This is a genomic window from Sandarakinorhabdus sp. AAP62 (genome assembly GCF_000331225.1).
GTDB lineage: Bacteria > Pseudomonadota > Alphaproteobacteria > Sphingomonadales > Sphingomonadaceae > Sandarakinorhabdus.
Genome location: NZ_ANFY01000006.1, coordinates 141,515 through 163,812, shown reverse-complemented (window position 1 = coordinate 163,812; position 22,298 = coordinate 141,515). Strand labels below are relative to the sequence as shown.

22 protein-coding genes and 1 tRNA gene are annotated in these 22,298 nt (G+C 66.8%); 18 read left to right on the top strand and 5 right to left on the bottom strand.

Annotated elements, in window-relative coordinates; genetic code table 11:
- Positions 1 to 605 precede the first annotated feature (605 nt).
- Complete coding sequence (locus D619_RS0106555) at positions 606 to 1,166, bottom strand: hypothetical protein (protein WP_152417348.1); 561 nt, start codon at positions 1,164 to 1,166, stop codon at positions 606 to 608.
- 216 nt (positions 1,167 to 1,382) lie between these two features.
- On the opposite strand from D619_RS0106555, the gene D619_RS17845 reads away from it, so the two are divergent.
- Complete coding sequence (locus D619_RS17845) at positions 1,383 to 1,922, top strand: hypothetical protein (RefSeq protein ID WP_152417347.1); 540 nt, start codon at positions 1,383 to 1,385, stop codon at positions 1,920 to 1,922.
- Positions 1,923 to 2,208: 286 nt separating this feature from the next.
- Here the strand turns inward: D619_RS17845 and lepA are convergent, their stop codons facing one another.
- A complete protein-coding gene (gene lepA / locus D619_RS0106550; RefSeq protein WP_017667776.1) occupies positions 2,209 to 4,017 on the bottom strand; it encodes a translation elongation factor 4 in 1,809 nt (602 codons plus the stop codon).
- Positions 4,018 to 4,377: 360 nt separating this feature from the next.
- Between lepA and D619_RS0106540 the strand changes: the two genes are divergently transcribed.
- Both D619_RS0106540 and D619_RS0106535 read left to right on the top strand, forming a co-directional pair.
- A complete protein-coding gene (locus D619_RS0106540; RefSeq protein ID WP_017667774.1) occupies positions 4,378 to 5,679 on the top strand; it encodes an FAD-dependent oxidoreductase in 1,302 nt (433 codons plus the stop codon).
- Between the two features lie 50 nt (positions 5,680 to 5,729).
- A tRNA-Pro gene (locus tag D619_RS0106535) sits at positions 5,730 to 5,806 on the top strand.
- Positions 5,807 to 5,848: 42 nt separating this feature from the next.
- Here D619_RS0106535 and D619_RS15865 read toward each other — a convergent pair.
- A complete protein-coding gene (locus D619_RS15865) occupies positions 5,849 to 6,745 on the bottom strand; it encodes an SMP-30/gluconolactonase/LRE family protein (protein WP_017667773.1) in 897 nt (298 codons plus the stop codon).
- A gap of 46 nt (positions 6,746 to 6,791) precedes the next feature.
- Here D619_RS15865 and D619_RS0106525 point away from each other — a divergent pair, with 46 nt between their 5' ends.
- Positions 6,792 to 7,424: a 2-dehydro-3-deoxy-6-phosphogalactonate aldolase gene (locus D619_RS0106525; RefSeq protein ID WP_033373116.1), complete on the top strand. Its 633-nt coding sequence runs from the start codon at positions 6,792 to 6,794 to the stop codon at positions 7,422 to 7,424.
- Between the two features lie 103 nt (positions 7,425 to 7,527).
- On the opposite strand, the gene D619_RS0106520 is transcribed toward D619_RS0106525, so the two are convergent.
- Together D619_RS0106520 and D619_RS18045 are read right to left on the bottom strand one after the other, a co-directional pair.
- Positions 7,528 to 8,286, bottom strand: coding sequence for an SDR family NAD(P)-dependent oxidoreductase (locus tag D619_RS0106520; RefSeq protein WP_026090785.1), 759 nt, complete (start codon positions 8,284 to 8,286; stop codon positions 7,528 to 7,530).
- Between the two features lie 206 nt (positions 8,287 to 8,492).
- Entirely contained in the window at positions 8,493 to 9,104 is a 612-nt protein-coding gene (locus D619_RS18045; protein WP_017667770.1) for an outer membrane beta-barrel protein, read from the bottom strand.
- A 199-nt stretch (positions 9,105 to 9,303) separates the two neighbouring features.
- Between D619_RS18045 and D619_RS17835 the strand changes: the two genes are divergently transcribed.
- From D619_RS17835 to D619_RS0106440, 14 genes are all read left to right on the top strand, one after another.
- Entirely contained in the window at positions 9,304 to 11,151 is a 1,848-nt protein-coding gene (locus tag D619_RS17835) for a hypothetical protein (RefSeq protein ID WP_017667769.1), read from the top strand.
- A gap of 236 nt (positions 11,152 to 11,387) precedes the next feature.
- Positions 11,388 to 11,582 (top strand): Flp family type IVb pilin, encoded by a 195-nt coding sequence (locus D619_RS0106505; RefSeq protein ID WP_017667768.1) that lies wholly within the window; start codon positions 11,388 to 11,390, stop codon positions 11,580 to 11,582.
- Positions 11,583 to 11,586: 4 nt separating this feature from the next.
- A complete protein-coding gene (locus D619_RS17185) occupies positions 11,587 to 12,081 on the top strand; it encodes an A24 family peptidase (protein ID WP_017667767.1) in 495 nt (164 codons plus the stop codon).
- Positions 12,082 to 12,121: 40 nt separating this feature from the next.
- Positions 12,122 to 13,009: a Flp pilus assembly protein CpaB gene (gene cpaB, locus D619_RS15850; RefSeq protein ID WP_017667766.1), complete on the top strand. Its 888-nt coding sequence runs from the start codon at positions 12,122 to 12,124 to the stop codon at positions 13,007 to 13,009.
- Positions 13,006 to 14,316: a type II and III secretion system protein family protein gene (locus tag D619_RS15845; protein WP_017667765.1), complete on the top strand. Its 1,311-nt coding sequence runs from the start codon at positions 13,006 to 13,008 to the stop codon at positions 14,314 to 14,316. The genes cpaB and D619_RS15845 overlap by 4 nt, the downstream gene beginning before the upstream one ends.
- A gap of 5 nt (positions 14,317 to 14,321) precedes the next feature.
- Complete coding sequence (locus tag D619_RS0106480; protein ID WP_152417343.1) at positions 14,322 to 14,585, top strand: hypothetical protein; 264 nt, start codon at positions 14,322 to 14,324, stop codon at positions 14,583 to 14,585.
- On the top strand, positions 14,582 to 15,781 hold the full coding sequence (locus D619_RS0106475; protein WP_017667763.1) for a P-loop NTPase: 1,200 nt from the start codon (positions 14,582 to 14,584) through the stop codon (positions 15,779 to 15,781). The genes D619_RS0106480 and D619_RS0106475 overlap by 4 nt, the downstream gene beginning before the upstream one ends.
- A complete protein-coding gene (locus tag D619_RS0106470; protein ID WP_033373109.1) occupies positions 15,778 to 17,133 on the top strand; it encodes a CpaF family protein in 1,356 nt (451 codons plus the stop codon). The genes D619_RS0106475 and D619_RS0106470 overlap by 4 nt, the downstream gene beginning before the upstream one ends.
- 1 nt (position 17,134) lies before the next feature.
- Positions 17,135 to 18,058, top strand: coding sequence for a type II secretion system F family protein (locus D619_RS0106465; protein WP_017667761.1), 924 nt, complete (start codon positions 17,135 to 17,137; stop codon positions 18,056 to 18,058).
- The gene (locus D619_RS15840; protein ID WP_017667760.1) at positions 18,055 to 18,957 is read left to right on the top strand and encodes a type II secretion system F family protein; all 903 of its coding nucleotides are present in this window, start codon (positions 18,055 to 18,057) and stop codon (positions 18,955 to 18,957) included. Before D619_RS0106465 ends, D619_RS15840 begins: the two co-directional genes overlap by 4 nt.
- Positions 18,954 to 19,487 carry a tetratricopeptide repeat protein gene (locus D619_RS0106455; protein ID WP_017667759.1) on the top strand — a complete coding sequence of 178 codons (534 nt, stop codon included), beginning with the start codon at positions 18,954 to 18,956 and terminating at the stop codon, positions 19,485 to 19,487. The genes D619_RS15840 and D619_RS0106455 overlap by 4 nt, the downstream gene beginning before the upstream one ends.
- A complete protein-coding gene (locus D619_RS17180; RefSeq protein WP_017667758.1) occupies positions 19,484 to 20,089 on the top strand; it encodes a TadE/TadG family type IV pilus assembly protein in 606 nt (201 codons plus the stop codon). Before D619_RS0106455 ends, D619_RS17180 begins: the two co-directional genes overlap by 4 nt.
- Positions 20,076 to 20,639, top strand: coding sequence for a TadE/TadG family type IV pilus assembly protein (locus D619_RS0106445; RefSeq protein WP_081587071.1), 564 nt, complete (start codon positions 20,076 to 20,078; stop codon positions 20,637 to 20,639). Before D619_RS17180 ends, D619_RS0106445 begins: the two co-directional genes overlap by 14 nt.
- On the top strand, positions 20,636 to 22,129 hold the full coding sequence (locus D619_RS0106440; RefSeq protein ID WP_017667756.1) for a pilus assembly protein TadG-related protein: 1,494 nt from the start codon (positions 20,636 to 20,638) through the stop codon (positions 22,127 to 22,129). Before D619_RS0106445 ends, D619_RS0106440 begins: the two co-directional genes overlap by 4 nt.
- Positions 22,130 to 22,298: the final 169 nt, after the last annotated feature.

Here is a 22,298-nt window from a genome sequence, read left to right as displayed (position 1 = left end):
CCCCGCCGCGTGCAGGGACGCAGTCCCTGCACGCGTTTGTTTTCTCGGCGGTTCCAAGGTTGGCCACTTTTGACAGTTTTTCCGCATTTCGCGGGGTTGTGAACCGCCGACCTCTGCCTGGTCGACCCCTCGCACCCCATGTGCAAGAGCAGCGCCCATCGACAGGATGACAGGCACTGGCCGTGCAGGACAGCAGGGGGCTGGCGCATCGGGAAAATGGCCGCTGGCGGACAGGGACGCGATCGCTGCACCCGTCCGCCTCAGGGCCGCCCCTTCGTTCGTTTCAGGGGCGCCGCTGTAGGTTACAAAGGTTACAGATTCTTCCACATGCGCGTGCGCGTCTGGACAAGATCAATCGTGGAAAGAGCAGCCGGGCGGGCCAGACGCCGAGTATAACGCCGCCAGCGCCGTGTAGGACAGCTTTCCGATGTGCGCTCTGCAAGAAGGGAAGTAAGGGAGCCTCCGGCGGGCAGGGACGCAGTCCCTGCACCCGTTTGTTTTGTGGCAGCTCTCAATCCCCAAAAATTCACACAATGCTCGACACGGTGACGCGCTGAATTAGCGCGCTGGCATCAAGGAATTTTTGTATTGTGTTCCCGGAAGTGTTAGCAGATCGGCACGCCTTGCGCCGCCGCAACTAGCCGGTCATGAACCTTTCCCAGCAAGACAAGGTCAGGACGCAACTCGGCGCATGTCTCATATAGCGCAGAGGCAAGATGGGCGACGCCAGTTTGGTCAATCTCGTGTGCGCCTGAAAACTCGTATGAATAGCGCCAATCCTGAAACACGCGCGCGAACGTAACAAGGTCGTCGGACAGTGCGCCTCCTTCATATCGGCCATGATAGCGCTGGGTGATCTTCTCCTGAGTTGCCGAATCCAGTCGCCTGAACAGTACGTTCAGCTCGTGGCCGCGCTCCGGAGCAGTCTGTTTTTCGATGGCGAAAAGCGCCTTCAAGTAAAGTTCACAGGCAAAAGCGTGCAGCACCAACCCCTGCACAGGAAGGAAGTGGGATCGACCCTCTGCCTCGCGAAACTCGAAACATCGCTGGGCACTTTCGTGGTAATCGCGTGCTGCACGAAAAATGCGATCGGCAGGCGGCACGGCTGGCAAAGTCCTCACATGCTGTTCCAGCTTTTCGCGTATCCAGTCGGGCATATTGGCCACTTTGCCGATCCTTTCACATTAGGCGCTATCTCGGCTTCTGGCACAAACTTGGCGTCAGAGAGAAGAAATTGTGGTGATATGCCGTTATCCGGATCCGGACGACCATGCGGCACTGCGTTGCTTGGCGGTATAATTGGCGGAATTTGGATTGAAATCTGCCATCATTTCGAGCTAAAATCGTGTTTGGGATGTGTCTTGTGGGAAGGGGCGCGGCAAGTGTCAGATCAAGTCATTTTCAAATCAAAAAGAACGTCCAACGCATTATTGGGCATTAGCCTTTTCGTGTTGGTTGGGTGTGTGTTCTATGTCGCGCTTTTTACAAATGAGCACGATTTTCTGAGCACTCGTGTTCGGCGAGGTGGCGGATTGATTAAGCTCATTGAACAATCAATTGGGTGGAACGCTTTTGTTGTCCTGCTGATTTTATTTAGCTTTTGGCTAACCGTGTATGCCATTGTCGCGCTTTGGAAAGCGATAGACGGGACGCCGGACGTAACAGCGTTTCCAGATCGTATCGAGTTTCATCCCTCTGTTCGACAGTCATCTGCGCTTTATGATGAGATATCTCATTGGTCGATTGAAATAGTAAGCGGGCATCCCGTTATTTGGATAAACTTCTTAGAATCCTATTGGTCTCTTCAAGGATTGTTCAAGAGGAAAACAGTTAAGCTGGAAGGTAGCTGGGAGCAATTAGAACCGTTGGTAGATTTCTTCTCACATCATCACGACATGGGGGGAAAGTTCGTTCGGTCTTAGGAAGGCCGCCCGACTTGATAACTAAAATTATCCATCGCCGGATTAGGATATACGTAGCGGTTCCGGTAGGCTTTCATTTCCAAAGGACCATATCGACAAGGACTACCTTCAAATTCCGGGGACACCAAATTCCGTGGACACTATACTTATTTGGCTCCTGCCCGCCCGGCGAAGGGATGCGTCACCCCGGATCAAGCCCGGGGTGACATGTGGGGTTGGGGCTGCGTGAAAACTGATGGGTGCAGGGTCCGCGACCCTGCCCGCCGGAGGCCCTCTTACTTCAACCTCAGTTATCATCCCCCATCCGCAGCGCCGCGATGAAGGCTTCCTGCGGGATGTCCACGTTCCCGTACTGCCGCATCCGTTTTTTGCCTTCCTTCTGCTTGTCGAGCAGCTTGCGCTTGCGGGAGGCGTCGCCGCCGTAGCATTTGGCGGTGACGTCTTTGCGCAGGGCGGCGATGGTTTCGCGGGCGATGACTTTGCCGCCGATGGCGGCCTGGATCGGGATTTTGAACAGGTGGCGGGGGATGAGGTCTTTCATCCGTTCGCACATGTGGCGGCCGCGGGCTTCGGCGGCGCTGCGGTGGACGATCATGGAGAGGGCGTCGACGGGCTCCATGTTGACCATGATCGACATTTTCACCAGGTCGCCTTCGCGGTGGCCGATCTGGTGGTAATCGAAGCTGGCATAGCCGCGGCTGATGGATTTCAGGCGATCGTAGAAATCGAACACGACTTCGTTGAGCGGCAACTCGTAAACCACCTGGGCGCGGCCGCCCACGTAGGTGAGGTTTTTCTGGATGCCGCGCCGATCCTGGCAGAGTTTCAGGATACTGCCCAAATATTCATCCGGCACGTAGATGGTGGCTTCGATCCACGGTTCGTCGATCTGCAGGATGGAGGAGGGATCGGGCATGTCGGCCGGGTTGTGCAGTTCCAGTGACGAGCCATCGCGCAGCATGATGTGATAGACGACCGACGGCGCCGTGGTGATCAGATCGAGATCGTATTCGCGGCTCAGGCGTTCCTGGATGATTTCCAGGTGCAGCAGGCCGAGGAAGCCGCAGCGGAAGCCGAAACCCAGGGCGGCGCTGGTTTCCATTTCGAAGCTGAAGCTGGCGTCGTTGAGGCGCAGCTTGGCGATGGAGTCGCGCAGCTTTTCAAAGTCGGCGGCGTCGGTGGGGAACAGGCCGCAGAAGACGACAGGCTGCACTTCCTTGAAGCCGGGCAGGGCTTCGTTGGCGGGCTTCTTCGCGTCGGTGATCGTATCGCCGACGCGGGCTTGCGCCACTTCCTTGATCTGGGCGGTAATGAAGCCGATCTCGCCGGGGCCGAGTTCGCTGAACTGTTCGATCTTGGGGCGGAAGGCGCCGACCCGGTCCACCAGGTGCACGCTGTCGGCGGCCATGAACTTGATCTGCTGGCCCTTCCTGATGGTGCCATCGATGATGCGCACCAGCACGACGACGCCGAGATAGGGATCGTACCAGCTATCGACCAGCATCGCCTTCAGCGGCTTGGTGGGATCGCCCTTGGGTGGCGGGATGCGGTGGACGATGGCTTCCAGCACTTCGACGATGCCGATGCCGGATTTGGCGCTGGCCAGCACGGCGCCCGATGCGTCGAGGCCGATGATGTCCTCGATCTCCTGCTTCACCTTTTCGGGATCGGCCGACGGCAGGTCGATCTTGTTGATGACCGGCACGATTTCATGATCATGCTCGATGCTTTGATAGACATTGGCCAGCGTCTGCGCTTCGACGCCCTGCGCTGCGTCTACCACCAGCAGTGCGCCTTCGCAGGCGGCGAGCGACCGGGAGACTTCATAGGCGAAATCGACGTGGCCGGGCGTGTCCATCAGGTTGAGGATATAATCCTTGCCGTCAGATGCGCGGTAATCGAGGCGCACGGTCTGCGCCTTGATGGTGATGCCGCGCTCCTTCTCGATATCCATGTTGTCGAGCACCTGCTCGCTCATCTCGCGCAGCTGCAGGCCGCCGGTCGTCTGGATCAGGCGATCGGCCAGCGTGGATTTCCCATGATCGATATGGGCGATGATCGAGAAATTGCGGATACGGCTCTGGTCGACGGTCATGCGAGGGCTTTAGCAGGCGTGGCGGTGCATGCAACGGTCAGGCCGTCGCGGGCGTTCTGTCCGGGGCGGGGAGGGTCAATACCCGCCCCGGACAGGCCCCCGCCCATCAGTCGCCCTGGTGCCCGATCCGATCAGCCATCGGCTTCCGGATTGGCCAGGCGGCTGGCGGCATGGTGTTGCAGCCCGACGGCACCGCAGTTTCACTGCGTGTCCCCCGGTCCTTCGAACACAGAATAACAGGCAGCATGGCGGCGAATTGCATGGAACCGACAGAAATGCTGGCCGGGCTGAAACCGCAGCTATCTTGACCCTGCGCTGCACTGGCCATAGCGGAACGGCAGCAAGCGACGGAGACAAGGATTGACCATCAGCATCGCCATCGTGGGTGCCGGCCCGGCCGGTTACTACACCGCCGAAGCCGCCCAGAAGCAGTGGGGTGAAGATGTGCGCATCGACATCATCGATCGCCTGCCGACGCCCTATGGCCTGATCCGCGCCGGCGTGGCGCCCGATCACCAATCGATCAAGGCTGTCACCAAGCGCTATGAGGCGACCAACCTGGCGCCGGGCACGCGGCTGGTGGGCAATGTGATGCTGGGCCGCGATGTGTCGGTGGAGGAATTGCTGGGCCTGTATGATGCGGTGGTGCTGTCGGTGGGTGCGCCGCTCGACAAGCCGATCGGCATTCCAGGTGATGATCTGCCGGGCGTGGTGGGTTCGGCGGCGTTTGTCGGCTGGTACAATGGCCATCCCGATCATGCCGGGCTGAATGTCGATCTGTCCCACCACGGCGCCGCCATCATCGGCAACGGCAATGTCGCCATCGATTGCGCGCGGGTGCTGGCCAAGACGGTGGACGAGCTGAGCCAGACCGATATCGCCGATCATGCGCTGAAGACGCTTGCCGCCAGTGGGGTGCGGGACATTCACATCATTGGCCGGCGTGGGCCGCATCAGGCCAGCTTCACCACCAAGGAAGCTGGCGAGCTGGGCCACCTGGTGCGCGCGCACCCCATCGTGCGGCCGGGCGATTTCCCGCCGGAAGCGGACGACGCCGCCTTGGACCCTGGCCAGCGCAAGATGGTGACGCATCTGCGCGGCTTTGCCGGCCTGCCCCGCGGCGACAAGCCGGTGACGATCAATTTCGAATTCTTCCGCCGCCCGGTCGCGGTGGAAGGCCATGGCAAGGCCGAACGGCTGATCGTCGAAACCACGCGGCTGGAGAATGGCCAGGCGGTGGGGACGGGCGAACTGCACGCGATTCCGTGCGGGCTGGTGATTGCCTGCATCGGCTATCGCACCGCCGAGATCCCCGGTGTCAACTGGTCTGAAAAATTGGGCCGCTTCCCCACCGACGATGCGGGCCGCATTGCGCCGGCGCTCTATGCCAGCGGCTGGGCGCGGCGGGGGCCTTCAGGCACCATCGGCACCAACCGGCCCGATGGTTTCAGCGTGGTGGCCGCGATGGTGGATGATGGCATCGCCGCGTCGGGCAAGGCCGGGCCGGCGGGCCTTGATGCGCTGCTGGCGACGCGTGGGCTGAAGGCGACGGATTTTGCCGGCTGGCAGAAGATCGAAGCCGCCGAAGTCGCCGCCGCCCGCGCCGGCGCGCCGCGCGAAAAACTGGTGGACGTGACGAAAATGCTGCAAATCGCGCTTTGAGCGGTTGCGCACGCGTGAGGCGGCGGCTATAGCGCCGCTTCCGTGAATGTCGGGGCGTAGCTCAGCCTGGTAGAGCGCTGTCTTCGGGAGGCAGAGGCCGGAGGTTCGAATCCTCTCGCCCCGACCATCGGGAACAAGGGGTCAGCAGCAATGCTGGCCCTTTTTCGTTTCAGCCGAGACGAAACCGCCCCGCCGGCAGGCCCCTGAATGGCTTTCCAGGCGGCCCCTCATACACCAGCACATCGCCGGCATGCGGCTCGGCTTCACGGTCCAGCCCTTCGCTGGCGCTGGTCACGAACAAGAGATCAAGCTCCGCGCCGCCGAACGCCACACAGGTCACCTGGCTGACCGGCACGGACAGGCGGCCGGCGACCGTGCCATCGGGGTTGTAGGCGGTGACGCGGCTGCCGCCCCATTCGGCATTCCACAACAGGCCGGCGGCATCCACGTCGGAGCCATCAGGCGCGCTGCCCGGTTCCGTCTGCGCAAACAACGTGCCTTCGCCCAGCGGGCCATCGGCGGGATAGCGCAGGATGCGGCCGGTCAACGAGTCGGCGAAATGGGCGTGCGCGCCATCGGGGGAGAAGCAGATCGAATTGCTGATCCCGATCCCATGGCGCAGCGCCACCGGCGGCGCCGTCCCCGGCGGGTCGAAGCGGTAGAGCGAACCCCGTTCCGGCGGCGCCCGGGCATCGTCCTCCACCATCGCCCCGGTCCAGAAACGGCCCTGCCGGTCCACCCGGCCATCGTTCAGCCGCATCCCGTGCGCTTCCAGGTCCAGCCGGTGCAGCCATTCGATCTGCCCGCTGGACAGGCTGAACAGCGCAAAGCCATTGGCCAGCGCCAGCAGCAGGCGATCCGGATCGTCGGTCAGCGCCAGCGAACCCAGCCGTTCGGGCAGGGCGATGCGTTCGAGCAGGCGCGCCTCGTGGCGCCAGCACAGCAGTTCGCTCTTCTGGATATCGGTGAACCACAGGCAGGCGTGCACCTCATCCCACACCGGCCCTTCGGCCAGCACGCATTGCGACGGGATGATGAAGGCGGGTTGGCTGGGCAGGGCAAGCATGGCGGGCAGGATTGCACTGCCGCCGGGGCCGGCGCAAGAAGCGCTGATGAGCCGAGAATTTCTTGATGGGCACCGGCCCTTGATCGCCATCCTGCGCGGACTGGAGCCGGAACGCGCCGCCGCTGTGGCCCACGCGCTGGTGGATGCCGGCATCAGCCTGATCGAGGTGCCGCTGAACTCGCCTGATCCGCTCAGCAGCATCGAAGCCATCATCGCGGCCGTTGGAGATCGCGCGCTGGTCGGTGCCGGCACCGTGCTGGATACCGGCGCGGTGCGCAGCCTGGCCGGCATTGGTGCGCGGCTGGTGGTGGCACCCAACTGCAATCCGCAGGTCGTCGCAGCGGCGGTGGCCAGCGGCATGATCGCGCTGCCGGGCGTGCTCACCCCTACCGAAATGTTCGCCGCCATCGCGGCTGGTGCCCATGGCCTGAAGCTGTTCCCGGCCGAGCTGGTGCCGCCTGCCGGCGTGAAGGCCGTGCGCGCCGTGCTGCCGCCGGGCCTGCCACTGTTCATGGTGGGCGGCATCAACGCCGACACGATGGCGGCCTATCGCGCCGCCGGGGCGACCGGCTTCGGGCTGGGCAGTTCCCTGTTCGCGCCGGGCAAGCCGCTGGCCGACATTGCGGCTGACGCCAGGGCCGTCGTGGCGGCGTGGGACGGCCTCTGCAAAATCGACTGAACCGCTCATGCCGAGCTTGTCGAGTCACGGACCGGCTGTGGTGCGTGCCTCGACAAGCTCGGCATGAGCGGGATTGGGATTTTGTCCCAGCGACACGTCTGGCCTAAACCCGCCCGCCGTCGATCACCACCGATTGCCCGGTGATCATCCGGCTGTCGTCACTGGCAAGGAACAGCGCCAGATTGGCGACGTCTTCCGGCAGGATGCGTTGCTTCAGCGCCACCTGTTTCATCCATTCGGCCTCGGCCTCGGGTGTCAGCCACAGATCGAGCTGGCGCTGCGTCACCACCCAGCCGGGCAGGATGGCGTTCACCCGGATCGCGTCCGGCCCATATTGCCGGGCCAGCGCCTTGGTCAGCCCGACAATGGCCGATTTCGCCGCCACATAGGCCGGCATCCCCGCCGGGCCGAGCAGCGCGTTGATCGAGGAGAAATTGATGATGCTGCCGCCTGCCGGCATCAGCCGGATCGCGGCCTGCGTGGCAAAGAAGCCGCAATCGAGATTGACCGCCATCAGGCTGCGCCAGCGCGCTTCATCAACGGCGAGCGGATCGTGGCGGCTGTCGTTGGCGACATTGTTGATCAGCACGTCCAGCCCACCCGCATGCGCGGCAAAATCGGCGATGGCGGCCTGCAGCGCCGCCGTATCGGTGACATCCAGTGCCCGGAACCAGGGCGCCGGCTGGCCGGCTGCCGTCACCATCCTGGCCACCGCTGCGCCATCGGCCAGATCGACATGGCCCACCACCGCCCCTTGCGCCGCAAAGGCCGTCACAAGTGCCGCGCCGATGCCGGTGGCGCCGCCGGTGATGAACACGCGGCGTCCGGCAAGGCTGGGATAGGTGGCAGGCTCACGGCTCATGCCGCCAGCATAGCGCGACACCACGCCAAGTCACGCCCGGCAACAAGGGCAAAACCGGGGCCGGCCCGCCTGGGGTCGGCCCCGGTCCGTCGGGGGGCTGAGGGGGTGTTTGGGGGAAACGGGCGGCCACCCCCTCGGCAACCGCCCGCCCTTCCTTGTGGGCCGGTCAGTTGGGGTGACCGGCCCGCAGCGGAACCGCGGTCAGGTCAGAAGTTGAACGCGACGCCCAGGCGGACCTGGTGCCGGTCGAAATTCTCGGCCCAGTCATAGCCCAGCCGCAGGCTGACCGTATCGGTGACGAAATGTTCGACACCGGCGCCCAGCGTGAGCGTGTCGTCGTTGAAGCTGAAATCCGTCACCACCGGGTTGGGATTGGTGGTGGGCGGCTTGGGCGTGCGGGTCGAAACGGCGTTCAGGCGCGTGTCTTCCCAGCCCACCCGGCCAAACACCATGGTGCGTTCACCGACGATGTAGCCCAGCCGGGCGGCCAGCCCGATGCTGCGGCCGATGTTGGTATCGGCCACGGTCACATCGGTGGCGGTTTCGCGGCGCAGCTGTTCCTTGATGGTGGAATCGGCCAGGCGCACTTCGCCGCCGACCACGATCCGGTCGGTCGCCTTCAGGTTGAAGCCGGCGAGGCCGCCAAAGGTCCAGCCGTCCTTGTTGGTGCGGCCGCTGCTTTCGTAACCGAAATCGCCGCCGACATAGAAGCCGTTGAACTTTTCGGCGCATGTGCCGGGCGCGGCGCTGAGCAGGGCAGCGATGGCGACCAGCAGGCTGGTGCCCAGCATGGGGCGGTTGGTCAGGTTGAGTGTCATGTCGTGTCTCCGTCGAGGGGGTGGACCGGTGCGAACACCGGCTGCGACGGGCAATGCAGCGGCGACGTTGGCACCAGCGTTGGCCGCAGCGTTGGAATTTGCGTTTGAATCGCATTGAAATCGGTTGAATTGGGCCCATAAACGCTGCTGTTGACTGCACCACCGGGACGCAATGCTTGTTCTGAACTGTCTTGGCCCGATGACGCTTGTTGCCGATGGCGTGGAACAGCCGCTGCCGGCATCGCGCAAGACGCGGGCGCTGCTGGCCTTTCTGGCGCTGGAACCGCGCCGCCATCGCCGCGAACGCCTGTGCGAGCTCTTGTGGGACATCCCCGATGATCCGCGCGCCGCCCTGCGCTGGAGCCTGGCCAAGCTGCGGCCCCTGCTGGACCGGCCGGATCGCCTGCTGGCCGGGCGCGAGGATGTCGGGCTCGACCGGATCGACCTGGTGGTGGACGTGGCCCAGGTTCGCGCTGCGTTGGCCGACGGGCTCGATACGGTGCCGGCCGAACATCTGGAAGCGCTGTTCATCGCCACCAACCAGCCGTTTCTGGCCGGCAGCGATCTGCGCGCCCAGCCCCTGTTTGATGGCTGGATTGGCGCGGTGCGGCGCGAGATGGCTGATGCCGCCCGGCTGCTGGGCCAGGCCCTGCTGGCGCGGCCATTGCCGGTGGCGACGCATCTGGCCGTGCTCGCCCGGATGATCGAGGCTGATCCGCACGATGCTGATCTGCACGCCCGCCGCATCGCCTTGCTGACGGCCAGTGGTGACCGTGCGCAGGCCGCGCAGGCGAGCAGCGCTGCGCAGCGACTGGTGGGCGAAGTCGATCCCGCCGCTGCGGCTGGCCTGGCCACCGCGGCGCGATCGGCCTTGGTCACGCCGCCGCCGCGCCCGCCGCTGGCCACCGAAGCCTCAGGCGTGCTGGCGCGGGTGATCGTGCAACCGCTGGCCGCGGCCGGCAATCCCGCCATCGCCGATCCGCTGGCGCAGATGCTGCAGGCCGGACTTGCCGATGCACTGGCGCGGTTCGGCAATCTGCATGTTGCCACGGCGGCGGATGCGGCCGGCGCTCCCGCAACGACTGCGCATGTCGTGTCGGGCAGCCTGGTGCAATCCGGCCCGCGCGTGCGGGTGCGCTGCCGGCTCACCGATCCGGCCGGGCAGATCTTGTGGAGCGAAGACTATACACGCGAAGGCGACGATCTGCTGGCGCTGGAGGATGAATTGACGGCCGCCATCGCCGCCGCGCTTGAATCGCGCATCCGCTTTGCCCGCGCCAACGATGCCCAGGAACGTCCGCCCGCCACGGCCAACGCGCTGTTCCTGCGGGCGCTGGCGCACATGATGAGCGATGGCGATTTCGCGGCGGTGGAACGCTATCTGGAACAGGCGCTGGCGCTGGATCCCGATCATGGTCTGTCGGGCGCCTATCTGCCGTGGGCGGCGGTGCAGACGGGCAAGATCGTCTCGCCGGAAAGCGCGGTGCGCTATGCCGGCATCGCCCGCCACGCCATCCACAGCGCGCCCGATGACGTGATGGTGCAATCGGTGGGCGGGCTGTTCTACCTGCTGCTCAGCCATGATTTCGACGGCGCGCTGGCGGTGATCGAGCGCGCGCTCACCCGCCAGCCGCACTATGCCTTCCCGTGGCTGGCGCGGGGCTGGGTGCGGGTTCATGCCGGCGACAGCCCGGGTGCGCTGGCGGATTTCGACCGGGCCGAGGCGCTGTCGGTCGCCGATCCCACCGACAATGGCATCAACGCCGGCCGCGCCCTGGCCTGTTACCAGGTGGGCGATCTCGATGCGGCGCGGGCCTGGGTGCAGCGCGCCATGGCCCGCAGCCGCACCAGCCTGGAGGCCATGCGGGTGGGCATTGCCGCCGCTTTCGAACAGGGCCGGCTGGACGATGCCAGGGCAATGGCGCTTGCGCTGCTGGCCCGCAATCCCGGCGAGCGCGCCAGCCGGGCGCGCATCATGCCGTTCCGCCACCCCGGCGTGTCAGACCGGTTCTTCGCCGCCTATACGGCCGCCGGAATTCCCGACTAGGGCCCTGGCCCCAGTTGCATCCTTTCTGGAGCATGTTGCGGCCAGGGCGGGCATGCCGCCGATTCAAGCCCGCCTGTCGCGGCCGTTACCTCGCTTGAGATGCAAGGCAATTTCGCCCGCTCGCCACTGAGTGCCCCCGGGCAACAACGGCGCGCGTCGGGACGGCCCTGATCACCGCCACGCTGCATCGCTTTGGCCATGTTGGTTGAAGAGGCGGGATACGGAAGGACGGGAAGATGATGAAATATCTGAATATTCGCAGCCTTGGCCATCGTGCTCGCCGCGGCGCCACGGCGCTGGAATATGCGCTGGTGCTGGCCTTTGTGGCCGTGGGCGTGGTGGCGGCGCTGAACCTGCTGTCGTCCGACGTGTCGTCCACGATCACCTCGGTCGGCAGCAAGGTGAAGGGCGCGCCGGACGCCGTGAAGTAAGGCCATGGCGCCATGGACGGCCTGGCTGGCCGTGGTGCCGCTGGCAGCCGTGTGCGCGGCGGATCTGCGCCATCGGATCATTCCGGATTGGTGCGTCGCCGCGCTCGCCCTCATCGGATTGCTGGGTGCCGCAGGTGCCCAGCAATCCAGCGGCCCGGACGCGCTGCAATCGGCGCTGCTGGCTGGCGGCTTCTGCGCCCTGATCGGTGGCGGCCTGTCCGTCATCGGCCTGTGGGGCTGGGGTGACGCCAAGTTGCTGGCAGCGGCCGGGCTGATCACCGGAGTGGCCGGCATGCCGCGACTGTTCATGGCCATGGCCCTGGCCGGTGGCGGGCTCGCGTTGCTGCTGCTGGTGCTGCGCGGGTGCGTGCGGCGCGGGCGGCTGGCCCTGAAGCCCGATGCCCCGCGCTGGCTGCGGGCCGAACGCCGTCGGCTGCGCCTTGCCCCTTCGGTTCCTTATGGTCTGGCCATCGTGGCCGGGCTGATTGCCGGGATGTGATGCCATGGCTCAATTGCTCAGAAGGCCGCGATTTCTGGCTGTGATCACGCTGCTGGCCGTGCTGATCGCGGGCGGCGTGCAATTTGCCCTGTCGGCCCGCCGCGTCGATGCGGCCCCGGTGCAGCCGGTCGCTGCGCCAGCGCTGGCCATCGTCACGGTCGCCGCCGGCCTGCCGCCGGGCCACATGATCCGCCCAGGCGACCTGGCGGAACTGGCCTGGCCGCAGGGCGATCCACCGCCCGGCGCCATCGTTGCCGGCACGGCCGAAGCGCAGCAGCTGGCTGGCTCCGTCACCCGCCGCGCGCTGGCCGCCGGCGAGCTGGTTCACGCCGCCGCCGTCATCCGCCCCGGCGAGCGCGGCTTCCTGTCGGCGCTGGTTGCCCCCGGCAATCGCGCCATCGCCATTGCCGTTGATGCCACCACCGCGGCTGGCGGGCTGATCTGGCCCGGAGACCGGGTCGATGTCATCCTCACCCAGGAATTGCGCGACGACGCGGTGCCGCTGGCACAGCGTGTGCTGTCGGAAACCATCCTGTCCAACGTGCGCATCCTGTCGGCCGATCAGCGGCTGACCCCGGCTGGCGCGGCGGCGCCCGGCCCGCTGGGCGTTGGCAGCGATCCGGCCAAGCCCGGCGTGCCGGCCACGGTCACGCTGGAAGTCACCCCGGTCGAAGCCGAGCGTGTCACGGTGGCGGGCACGCTGGGCCGCCTGCATCTCACCCTGCGCGGCGTCGCTGCGGCCACGGCCGAAGCGCCGATCCCGGCGATGTGGGCCGGCGGCGTGTCGCCGTCGCTGGCCGGGGTGCGCGCCCGCCCGGTCCAGGCCCTGTCGGCCGCGCCGGTGGCCCCTGTCGCAGCGCCGGCGGCTTCTGCCGCCAGGCCCGACAGCGTCCGCATCTATCGCGGCTCGAATGGGGATATGAAATGAACGCCAGATTTGCCATCCCCGCCCTGTTGCTGGCCGCCACGCCGGTGGTTGGCCAGGAGCAGCCGGTGCAATCGCTGCGCCTGACTGTTGGCCAGAGCGAAGTCATCGCCCTGCCGGCGGCGGCCACCAGCGCGCTCGTCGCCCGGCCAGAGGTGGCCGATGTGCAGATGCCGGTGCGCACCCGCGCCTTCGTGTTCGGCAAGGCGCCAGGCCGCACGGCGCTGGTCGCCATGGGGCCGGGCGGCAGCGTGCTGGCCAATCTGGCGGTGGAAGTGCTGCCCGATGTTGCCCGGCTGACCGAGGAACTGGCCATGGTGCCCGGCGCCCGGGTGGGCCTGTCGGGCACGGCGATCGTGCTGGACGGCGAAGTTGCCAGCCCGGCTGCGGCCGAACGTGCGGCCAGTCTGGCGCTGGCGGCGGCCGGCGGCAAGGCAGATGGCGTCATCAACCGGCTGACGGTGAGCATGCCCACGCAGGTCAATCTGCGGGTGCGGGTGGCCGAGGTGTCGCGCAGCCTGGCGCGGGAAATCGGCTTCAATTTCGATGTGTTCGGGCGCGTCGGCGGCTTCTCGCTCGGCGTTGCCACGGGCCGCGAGATCGTTGGCGCCGGCGGCGAGATCCTGCGCGCACCGCGCGGCAGTGCCTCGCTGGCGGTGACGCGGCGAACCGACAGTCTCGACATGAATGCGGTGGTTGACGCGCTGGAGGAAGATGGGCTGGTCACCGTGCTGGTGGAACCCAATCTCACCGCACGATCGGGCGAAACAGCAAGTTTCCTGTCGGGCGGCGAATTCCCGATCCCGGTGAACCAGCAGCTGAACAACGTGGTGATCGAATTCAAGCGCTTCGGCGTGTCGCTGGATTTCACGCCGACCGTGCTCGACGATGGCCGCATCAGCCTGAAAGTGCGGCCCGAAGTGTCCGAACTGAACGACGCGGCCAGCGTGGAGATCCAGAATATCCGCGTGCCCGGCCTGTCGGTGCGGCGGGCGGAAACCACGGTGGAACTGGGCAGCGGGCAGAGCTTTGCCATTGCCGGCCTGGTGCGCGCCAACGCGTCGAACATCCGCCGCGCCGTGCCCCTGCTGGGCGATATCCCGGTGCTGGGCGCGCTGTTCCGTTCAACGCGGTTTCAGCGCCAGGAAACCGAACTGGTGATCATCGTGACGCCCTATCTGGTCACCCCCGCCAGCCCCGGCGCGCTCGCCGTGCCCACCGATGGTGTCAACGCGGCCAGCAGCATGGGCGCGGCACTGGCCGGAAAGATCAGGTCCACCAAGCCCGCCAGCGGCTTCATCCTGGAGTGAGCGTGATGATCCGGCTTTCCCTGTTGCTGATCGCCGCCGCACCGGCGCTGGCGCAGCCCCCCCAATCAACGCCAGCGCCCAGCCGCTGGGGCAAGGCCAATGCAGCCAATCTGGCGGCCATGGCGCGGCCGCAGGACCTGGCGCAACCAGCGCCCGCCAGCCCGGCCAGTGGCCGGATGGAAGCCGCCGCCGTTACCCGGCTGCTGAATGACAAGGGCAAGGATCTGCTTCGCGAAAATACCCGCCAGGGCGGGGGAGCGCCGCAATGAACGCCTTTGCCCCCATTGGTCCGGCCGGCAGCCAACGCATTTCCGGCGTGCTGGCCTATGTGCAGGATGCCGATACCGAAGCCGCGCTGAAGCGGGTGGCGGTGCATCTGGCGTTGCCCGGCTTTGACGTGCGGCGCGGCAACATCGCAACCGCGACGGCCGATCTGCGCCAGCAACGCTCCCCGGCATTGCTGTTCGTCGATGTCGCCGGCGTCGATCGGGTGCTCGATGCCGTGCAGGCGCTTTCCGAAGTGTCGGAACCGCAATTGCAGGTGGTGGTGATCGGCGAGACCAATGATGTCAGCCTGTTCCGCGGCCTGTTGCGGCTGGGCGTGTCGGATTATCTGTTCAAGCCGGTCACTTCGGAACTGCTCGAACAACTGGTCATCCGGCTGACCGGCGGCAGGCTGGATGGCAGCGATCCGCGGCTGGGGAAGCTGGTGGCCGTTTCCGGCGCGCGCGGCGGCGTCGGCGCCAGCAGCATTGCGGCCAATCTGGCGCATTATCTCGCCGAAAAGGTCGGCCGCCGGGTGGCGCTGCTCGATCTCGATCTGATCAGTGGCGCGCAGCCGTTGCTGCTGGGCGCACAGCCCAACGCCGGGCTTGCCGACGCGCTGGAAGCGCCGGGCCGCATCGATGATCTGTTCCTGGAACGCGCCACTGTCGCCATCACCGGCCGGCTTGATCTGATGGCCAGCGAAGTCGTGCCCGAACGCGCGCCGATGGTGACCGCCGAAGCCATGGCGGTCCTGCTCGGGCGGCTGCAGCGCGCCTATCATTATGTGATTGTCGATGTGCCGCAGGTGGCCCGGGCGCGTGCCTCGGCCTTCCTCGATGCGGCGCCGCTGCACTTGCTGGTCAGCGAGGCCACGCTGCTCGCCGCGCGCGACACCGCGGCCAGCCAGGAACAGGCCAGCGCCGCCGGCCAGCGCCAGATCCTCGTGCTCAACAAGGCCGGCCGCCCGGGCGATCTGACCGATGGTGATCTTGCCACCACGCTGAAGCGCCCGCCCGATGTGGCGGTGCCGTTCCTGCCGCTGGTGTTTGGCCAGGCCGTCAATCTGGGCCAGCCGGCCTGGGCCAGCGATCCGCGCGCCGAAGCCGGTATTGCCCTGCTGGCGCGCGAACTGTCCGGGCAGGGCGTGATGCCGGCGCCGGTGCCGGCGTGGAAGCGCTGGCTGGGGCTGGCGCCATGAGCTTTGGCCGCAAGACGCCGCAGACAGCTGCCGACACGCCGATACCGGCTGCCGCTGCCGCCGAGCCGGTGGCCGTTGCCATCCGCGCCAGCGCCGAACAATTCGCGATGGTGCGTTCTGCCGCCCTGGCCCGGCTCGATCCGGTCGCCGTCGCCAACATGGACAGCCAGGCCCTGCGCAGCGCCATCATCGAGGCGGTGGGCGCGGTGGCTGGCGATCAGCGCGTGCAGTTGAATGGCCGTGAACAGACCTTGCTGGCCGACGAGCTGGTGCACGACATGCTCGGCCTCGGCCCGCTGGAGCCGCTGCTGGTTGATGACCGTGTGACGGACATCATGATCAACGGGCCGGATTGCGCCTTCATTGAAGTGGGTGGCCGGCTGCAGAAGGCCGATATCCACTTCCGCGACAACGCCCATCTGCTGGCGATTGCGCAGCGCATCGCCAGCGCCATTGGCCGCCGTGTCGATGAAAGCAGCCCGCTGCTTGATGCGCGGCTCCTCGATGGCAGCCGCGTCAACATCGTGATTCCGCCGCTGGCGCTCGACGGCCCGTGCCTGTCCATCCGCAAGTTCGCGAAAAAGCGCATCGATCTGGCGAAGCTGGTGGAATTCGGCGCCATGTCCGAGCCTTTGTCGCGCGCGCTGGAAGTGATGGCGCGCAGCCGGCTCAATATCGTGATTTCCGGCGGCACCGGTTCGGGCAAGACCACCTTGCTCAACGCGCTCAGCCGCTTTGCCGATCCTTCCGAACGGCTGGTCACCATCGAGGATGCCGCCGAACTGCAGTTGCAGCAGCCGCACGTGGTGCGCATGGAAACCCGTCCGGCCAACCTCGAAGGGCAGGGCGCCATCTCGCAGCGCGACCTGGTGAAGAATGCGCTGCGCATGCGGCCCGATCGCATCATCATCGGCGAAGTGCGCGGGCCCGAAGCCTTTGACATGCTGCAGGCGATGAACACCGGCCACGATGGATCGATGTCCACCATCCACGCCAACAACAGCCGCGATGCGCTGGCCCGTATCGAGAATATGGTGCTGATGGGCTCGCTGGGCCTGCCCGCGGTTGCCATTCGCCAGCAGATCGTTTCGGCGCTGGATGCCATCGTGCAGGTGCAGCGCATGCGCGATGGCAAGCGCCGCATCACCCAGATCACCGAAGTCGTCGGCCTCGAAGGCGATGTGGTGGTGTTGCAGGATCTGTTCCGCTTCGAATATGACGGCGAAAACCGTGATGGCACGCTGCGCGGCCAGTTCGTGCCGACTGGTGCGCGCCCATCCTTCCTGCCGCGACTCAAATATTTCGGGCTCGATACGCTCTACAACAGCGTTTCGGCCGTGGGGGCGGCCTGAAATGACGCTGGCTTCCGCCTGGCGCGACGATCTGCGGGCCGTGCAGGATCTGCTGCCGGCGCGGCGCAAGCGGCTGGCGGCGCGGTTGGCGCTCTATCAACCGGTGCGTGCCGCGCATGCCGTGGCGGCGCCACCCCGCCGCCTGGCGCTGCCCGGCCTTCACCGTCTGCTCGATCCGCTGCTCGGCCTTGATCGCGGCGCCTGCGTGGATGAACGCATCGCCGCGCTGCCGGCGCTGCTGGTCGGCAGTGGCGCAGCGGCGCTGGTGCTGCTGGTGCTTGGCCAGTTGCTCGGCTTGCAGACTCTGATGGCCGGCCTGGGTGCGGCTGCTGCCTTCATCGGCGGCGTGCGCCTGTGGGTGGCGCAGCGCCGCGATGCCGGCCTGCAACAGGTAGAAGAACAGTTCAGCCTGGCGCTTGGTGTCATCATCCGCTGCGTGCGCGCCGGCCTGCCGGTGGTGGAGGGCATGCGCGCGGTGGGCGCCGAAGTGCCGGCGCCATCAGGCCCCGAATTCGGCCGCTGCGTCGATCAGATCCAGCTTGGTGTCGATTTCGATGAAGCGCTGGCCGGGCTGGCCGATCGCTGCCGGCTGGCGGATTATCGCTTCTTCGGGGTTACGGTGGCACTGCAGCGGCAGACGGGCGGCAACCTGGCGGAAACGCTGGACAATCTGGCCGAAACCATCCGCCGTCGCCGCGCCGTGCGGCTGAAGGCGCAAAGCCTCACCTCGGAAATCCGTGCCACGGTGATGGTGTTGGCGCTGCTGCCGGCCGGCGTCGCGGCGCTGATGATGGTGGTGTCGCCCAACTATATCCTGCAGCTGTTCACCACTGAAAGCGGCCGCATGCTGCTGGGCATCGCCATGCTGGTGCAGGCCACCGGGTTGGTGATCATCAAGCTGATCACCCGAAAGGCGTTGGGATGAGCGTGCTGCTGGCCCTGACCTTGCCGCTGCTGCTCGGGCTGGGCTGGCTGTCGTGGCGCGATGCCATGGTCAGGCAGGCACGGCTGCGGTCACGGCTGGCGCTGCTGGTGCCAGCGGCCAATGCCGGCCCGGCGCAGCCCGGCCCACTGCGCCGCATCGGCGACTGGCTGGCCGACAGCCCGCTGGTCGGCAGCCGCGAAGTCGGCCTGCTGCGCCAGAATCTCTATGCCGCCGGCTTCACCCGGCCCGATGCGGTGGATTGGTATATCGGTTTCAAGATGGTGCTGGCCGGGCTGCTGCTTGGCGTCGCGGCGTTGTGGGTGCAGATCGGCCAGCCGTCGGCCACATCGGCGCTGCTGGTGCTGCTGGGATCAGCGGTCGCCGGCCTGAAAGGACCCGATGCCGTGCTCGATCAACGCGCGGCTGCCCGCCGGGCCGCCATTGATCGCGGCCTGCCCGATGCGCTGGATCTGCTGGTGGTGTGCGGCGAGGCCGGTATCGGCCTGGAACTGGCGCTGGAACGGGTGGCCAGCGAGCTGAAGCGCGTGCACCCGGAACTGGCCACCGAACTGGGCGTCACCGTCTCGGAAATGCGGCTGCTGGCCGATCGGCTGCAGGGGTTGACCAACATGGGCAACCGGGTGCGGCTCGATTCGGTGCGCACCATCGCCTCCACCCTGTCGCAGACCATGCGCTATGGCACGCCGCTGGGCCGGGCGCTGCGCACGATGACGGCCGATTTCCGGCTCGCCCGCCAGATGAAGATGGAAGAGACGGCCGCCCGCCTGCCGGTGATCATCACCCTGCCGATGATCATGTTCATCCTGCCTTCGACCGCGCTGATCGTGGCCGGGCCGGCGTTCCTGCAACTGATCGATGCCTTGCGGAGACTGGCATGATGCGTCTTGTCCTGGCTTTGGGTGCTGTCCTGCTGGTTGCTGCCGCACCCGCGCCCGAACGGCCCGCGCTTTCCGGCGTGATGGCGCGGGCAGCGGCACGCGCCGGCCAGTGGCAGGCCGCCGCGCGGCTGTGGCGGGACCAGACACTGGCGCAGCCCACCAGCGGCGAGGCCTGGGCCGGGCTGGGTCAGGCGCTGCTGGAAGATGGCGAACCCGGCGATGCCGCCATCGCACTGGAGCGTGCGGCGCAGCTGCTGCCGGGCGATGCCGGTCTGTGGCTGCCGCGTGGGCGGGCGGCGCTGGCGCTGGGCGACCCGGCAGCGGCGCGGACGGCCTTTGCCGCCTACACATCGTCGCGGCCCGGCGATGCGCGCGGCTGGACCGGGCTGGGCGTGGCGCTCGATCTGGCCGGCGCGCATGGCGAGGCCCAGGCCGCCTATGGCCGCGCGCTGGCGGTCGATCCGCTGAACCGGGCGGCGCGGCACAATCTGGCGCTGTCGCAGGCGCTGGTGGCGAAGGGCCCGCCATGAGAAGCCGTGGCCGGCAGCATCGGTGGAAGCGCGGAGCCGTGGCGCTGGAAGCCGCCTTCTGCCTGCCGCCGCTGGTGCTGATCCTCATCCTGGCGGTCGATACGGCCTGGATCTCGCTGGTGCAGCACCAGGTCGGTCATGCTGCCCGGCTCGCCTCGCGCCATGGCATCACCGGGCGGGCTGACGCCGTGTCCGATGGCGCGGCGCGGGTGGCGCTGTGCCCCGGTACCGGCGCATCCGGCGCCAATCCGCGCGTCGATCATATCCGCGCCATCATCGCCGCCGAAGCCGCCGGCCTGCTCCGCCTTGCTGATCTGTGCCTGGGCCTGGGCAGCTATGCCGGCTATCAGGCGATCGGCCGGCCGGAACCGCTGGCCGACATCAATGGCAATGGCCGCCACGATGCCGGCGAAGCCTTCACCGATATCAATGGCAATGGCGTTTGGGATGCCGATCAGGCGGTGCCAACGCCGGGCGGCGGTGACCAGATCGCGGTCTATACCCTGCGCTACATCGCGCACCCGCTGGTCGGCCTGACGCCGGGGCTGGACGGCGATATTGCCATCGAAACCCGGGTGGTGGTGCGCAATGAGCCGTTCTAGGCAACGCCGGCTTCGGCGAGGCGGCGCCGCGCTGGAATTTGCCCTCGTGCTGCCGCTGCTGCTCGGCTTCGTGCTGGCCGGGCTCGATCTCGCCAGCTTCGTGGCGCAGGTGCAGCGCGCGTCGGCGGCGGCATCGGCCGCGGCGGATCTCGCCAGCCAGATCGACCAGTTCAGCCCGGAAACCGACATGACCCGGATCGTCACCGGCCGCGAGCTGGCCGTGCTGGCGCTGGCCGCCACCGAAGCCGCGCACCCACAGCCGCTGCTGGCCGATGGCGCCATCATCGTCACCAGCATGGCCAATAGCGGGGGTGGCGCCGCCATCGCCTGGCAGCAGCGCTGGGGCCGGGCGGACCTGCCCAGCCAGATCGGCGCCGGCAGCAGCGGCGGGATCAGCGTGGCATCAGGCGAAGGGGTGATCATTGCCGAAGCGATCTGCAAGATCCGGCCCTGGCTGTTCAGCGGTGGCTTGCTCGGCCTGCCCGAAGAAATCGTGGTGCGGCGCGTGGCCGTGCGGCGGCCACGCCTGGCCATTCCGGTGATCGGATGAGTGGCAGACAAAAGGCCAGGCGTGGCAGCATCGCGCTCGCCGGGGCGCTGATGCTGCTGCCGCTGTCGCTGCTCGCCGGCATGGCGATCGATTTCGGCCGGGCCTGGGCAGCGCAGGATCAGCTCGCGCAGGCCGTGGATGCCGCCGCCCTGGCCGGAGTCCGGCAGTTGGGCGCCGGCGATCACGACCGTGAAGCGCGGCAATTCTTCACCGCCAACATGGCCAATGTTGATGATGTGACGGTGAGCAGCCTGAGCATCGCACCGGCAGCCGACAATCAGACCCTGACGGTTTCTGCCAGCGCGGGCATCGCCACGACATTTCTGGCGCTGGCCGGCGATGACTGGCAGCAATTGACGATCAGCGCCACTGCCCGGGCGCGGCGATCGACCATGGCGATGGAACTGGCCCTGGTGCTCGATGTGAGCGGCGAGATGGTCGGCACGCCGATCAGCAGCTTGCGCCAGTCTGCCACTGAACTGATCAACATCCTGTTTGGCAGCAAGACCGTGCACGACAGCCTGTTCGTGGCGGTGGTGCCCTATGCGGCCACGGTCAATTTCGGTCCGAACCGCAGCAGCTGGCTGCAGGGCGGCGCCGCCACCGGCTTTGCCCCGTTCCGCTGGCGCGGCTGTGTCGAAGCGCGACCTGGCGGCGAGGATCAGACCGACACGCCGCCAGCCAGCGCGCCGTTCGAGCCGTTCCGTTATCCCAGCACCCGCGCCCAGACCGCCGTTGGCGCGTTCGGGGTCGACAGGAAATCCGGCAACCCGGTGTTTGGCGATGCCGATTGGGGCACGAGCCCGGCGATCATCAGCAGCGAAACCCCCGATCCTGACGACAGCGACAGCCAGGATCCCGCGCAGATGTGGACCGACGGCACCGCGCGCAAGGGCCCCAACGTTGGTTGCGGCCAGCCGATCGCCGGGCTCAGCAACGACAAGACAGCGCTTCTGCGCATCGTCAGCCTGCTGCAGGCCACCAGCCGCGGCGGCACCATGGGCCATCTTGGCCTGCAGGCCGGCTGGATGACGATCAGCCCGCGCTGGCGCGGCCTGTGGGGCAGCAATGTCTGGGGCACCACCACGCCGGCCGGCCTGCCGCTGGATTATCGCCCGCCGGGCGAGGGCATGGCCAAGGTGATCGTGCTGATGACCAGCGGTGAGACCAATTGGTTCGATCACAGCCGGCCGCCGTCGTTCGATTACACGGCGTTCGGCCGGGTTGCGGAAGACCGGCTTGGCACCCGATCGGGCAACGCCACGCCGCCGCGGCTGAACGACCGCTTTGCCAGCCTGTGCGAAGCCATCAAGGCGCGGGGCATCACCATCTACACCATCATGCTGGGCCGGAATCGCGGCGGCCAGAATCTCTATCGCCAATGCGCCACCAGCAGCGCTCACGCGTTTTACGCGCCTGATGCCTCCCAGTTGCGCGCCAGTTTCACCGAAATCGGCGGGCAATTGGCCAATGTCAGGCTGGAGCGTTGATGGCGGCGGCGCGCCATTCGGGTTTGATTGCTGCCGTTTCGATTCATCGCCCCGGGCTTGACCCCGGGCGACGGCCCTTTCGGCCCGGAATCACGAAAGCGGGACCATGGATCTGGCCCGGGGCAACGTCGGCTTTATTCTGCATTGAAGTTACTCTAGGCAACAGGAC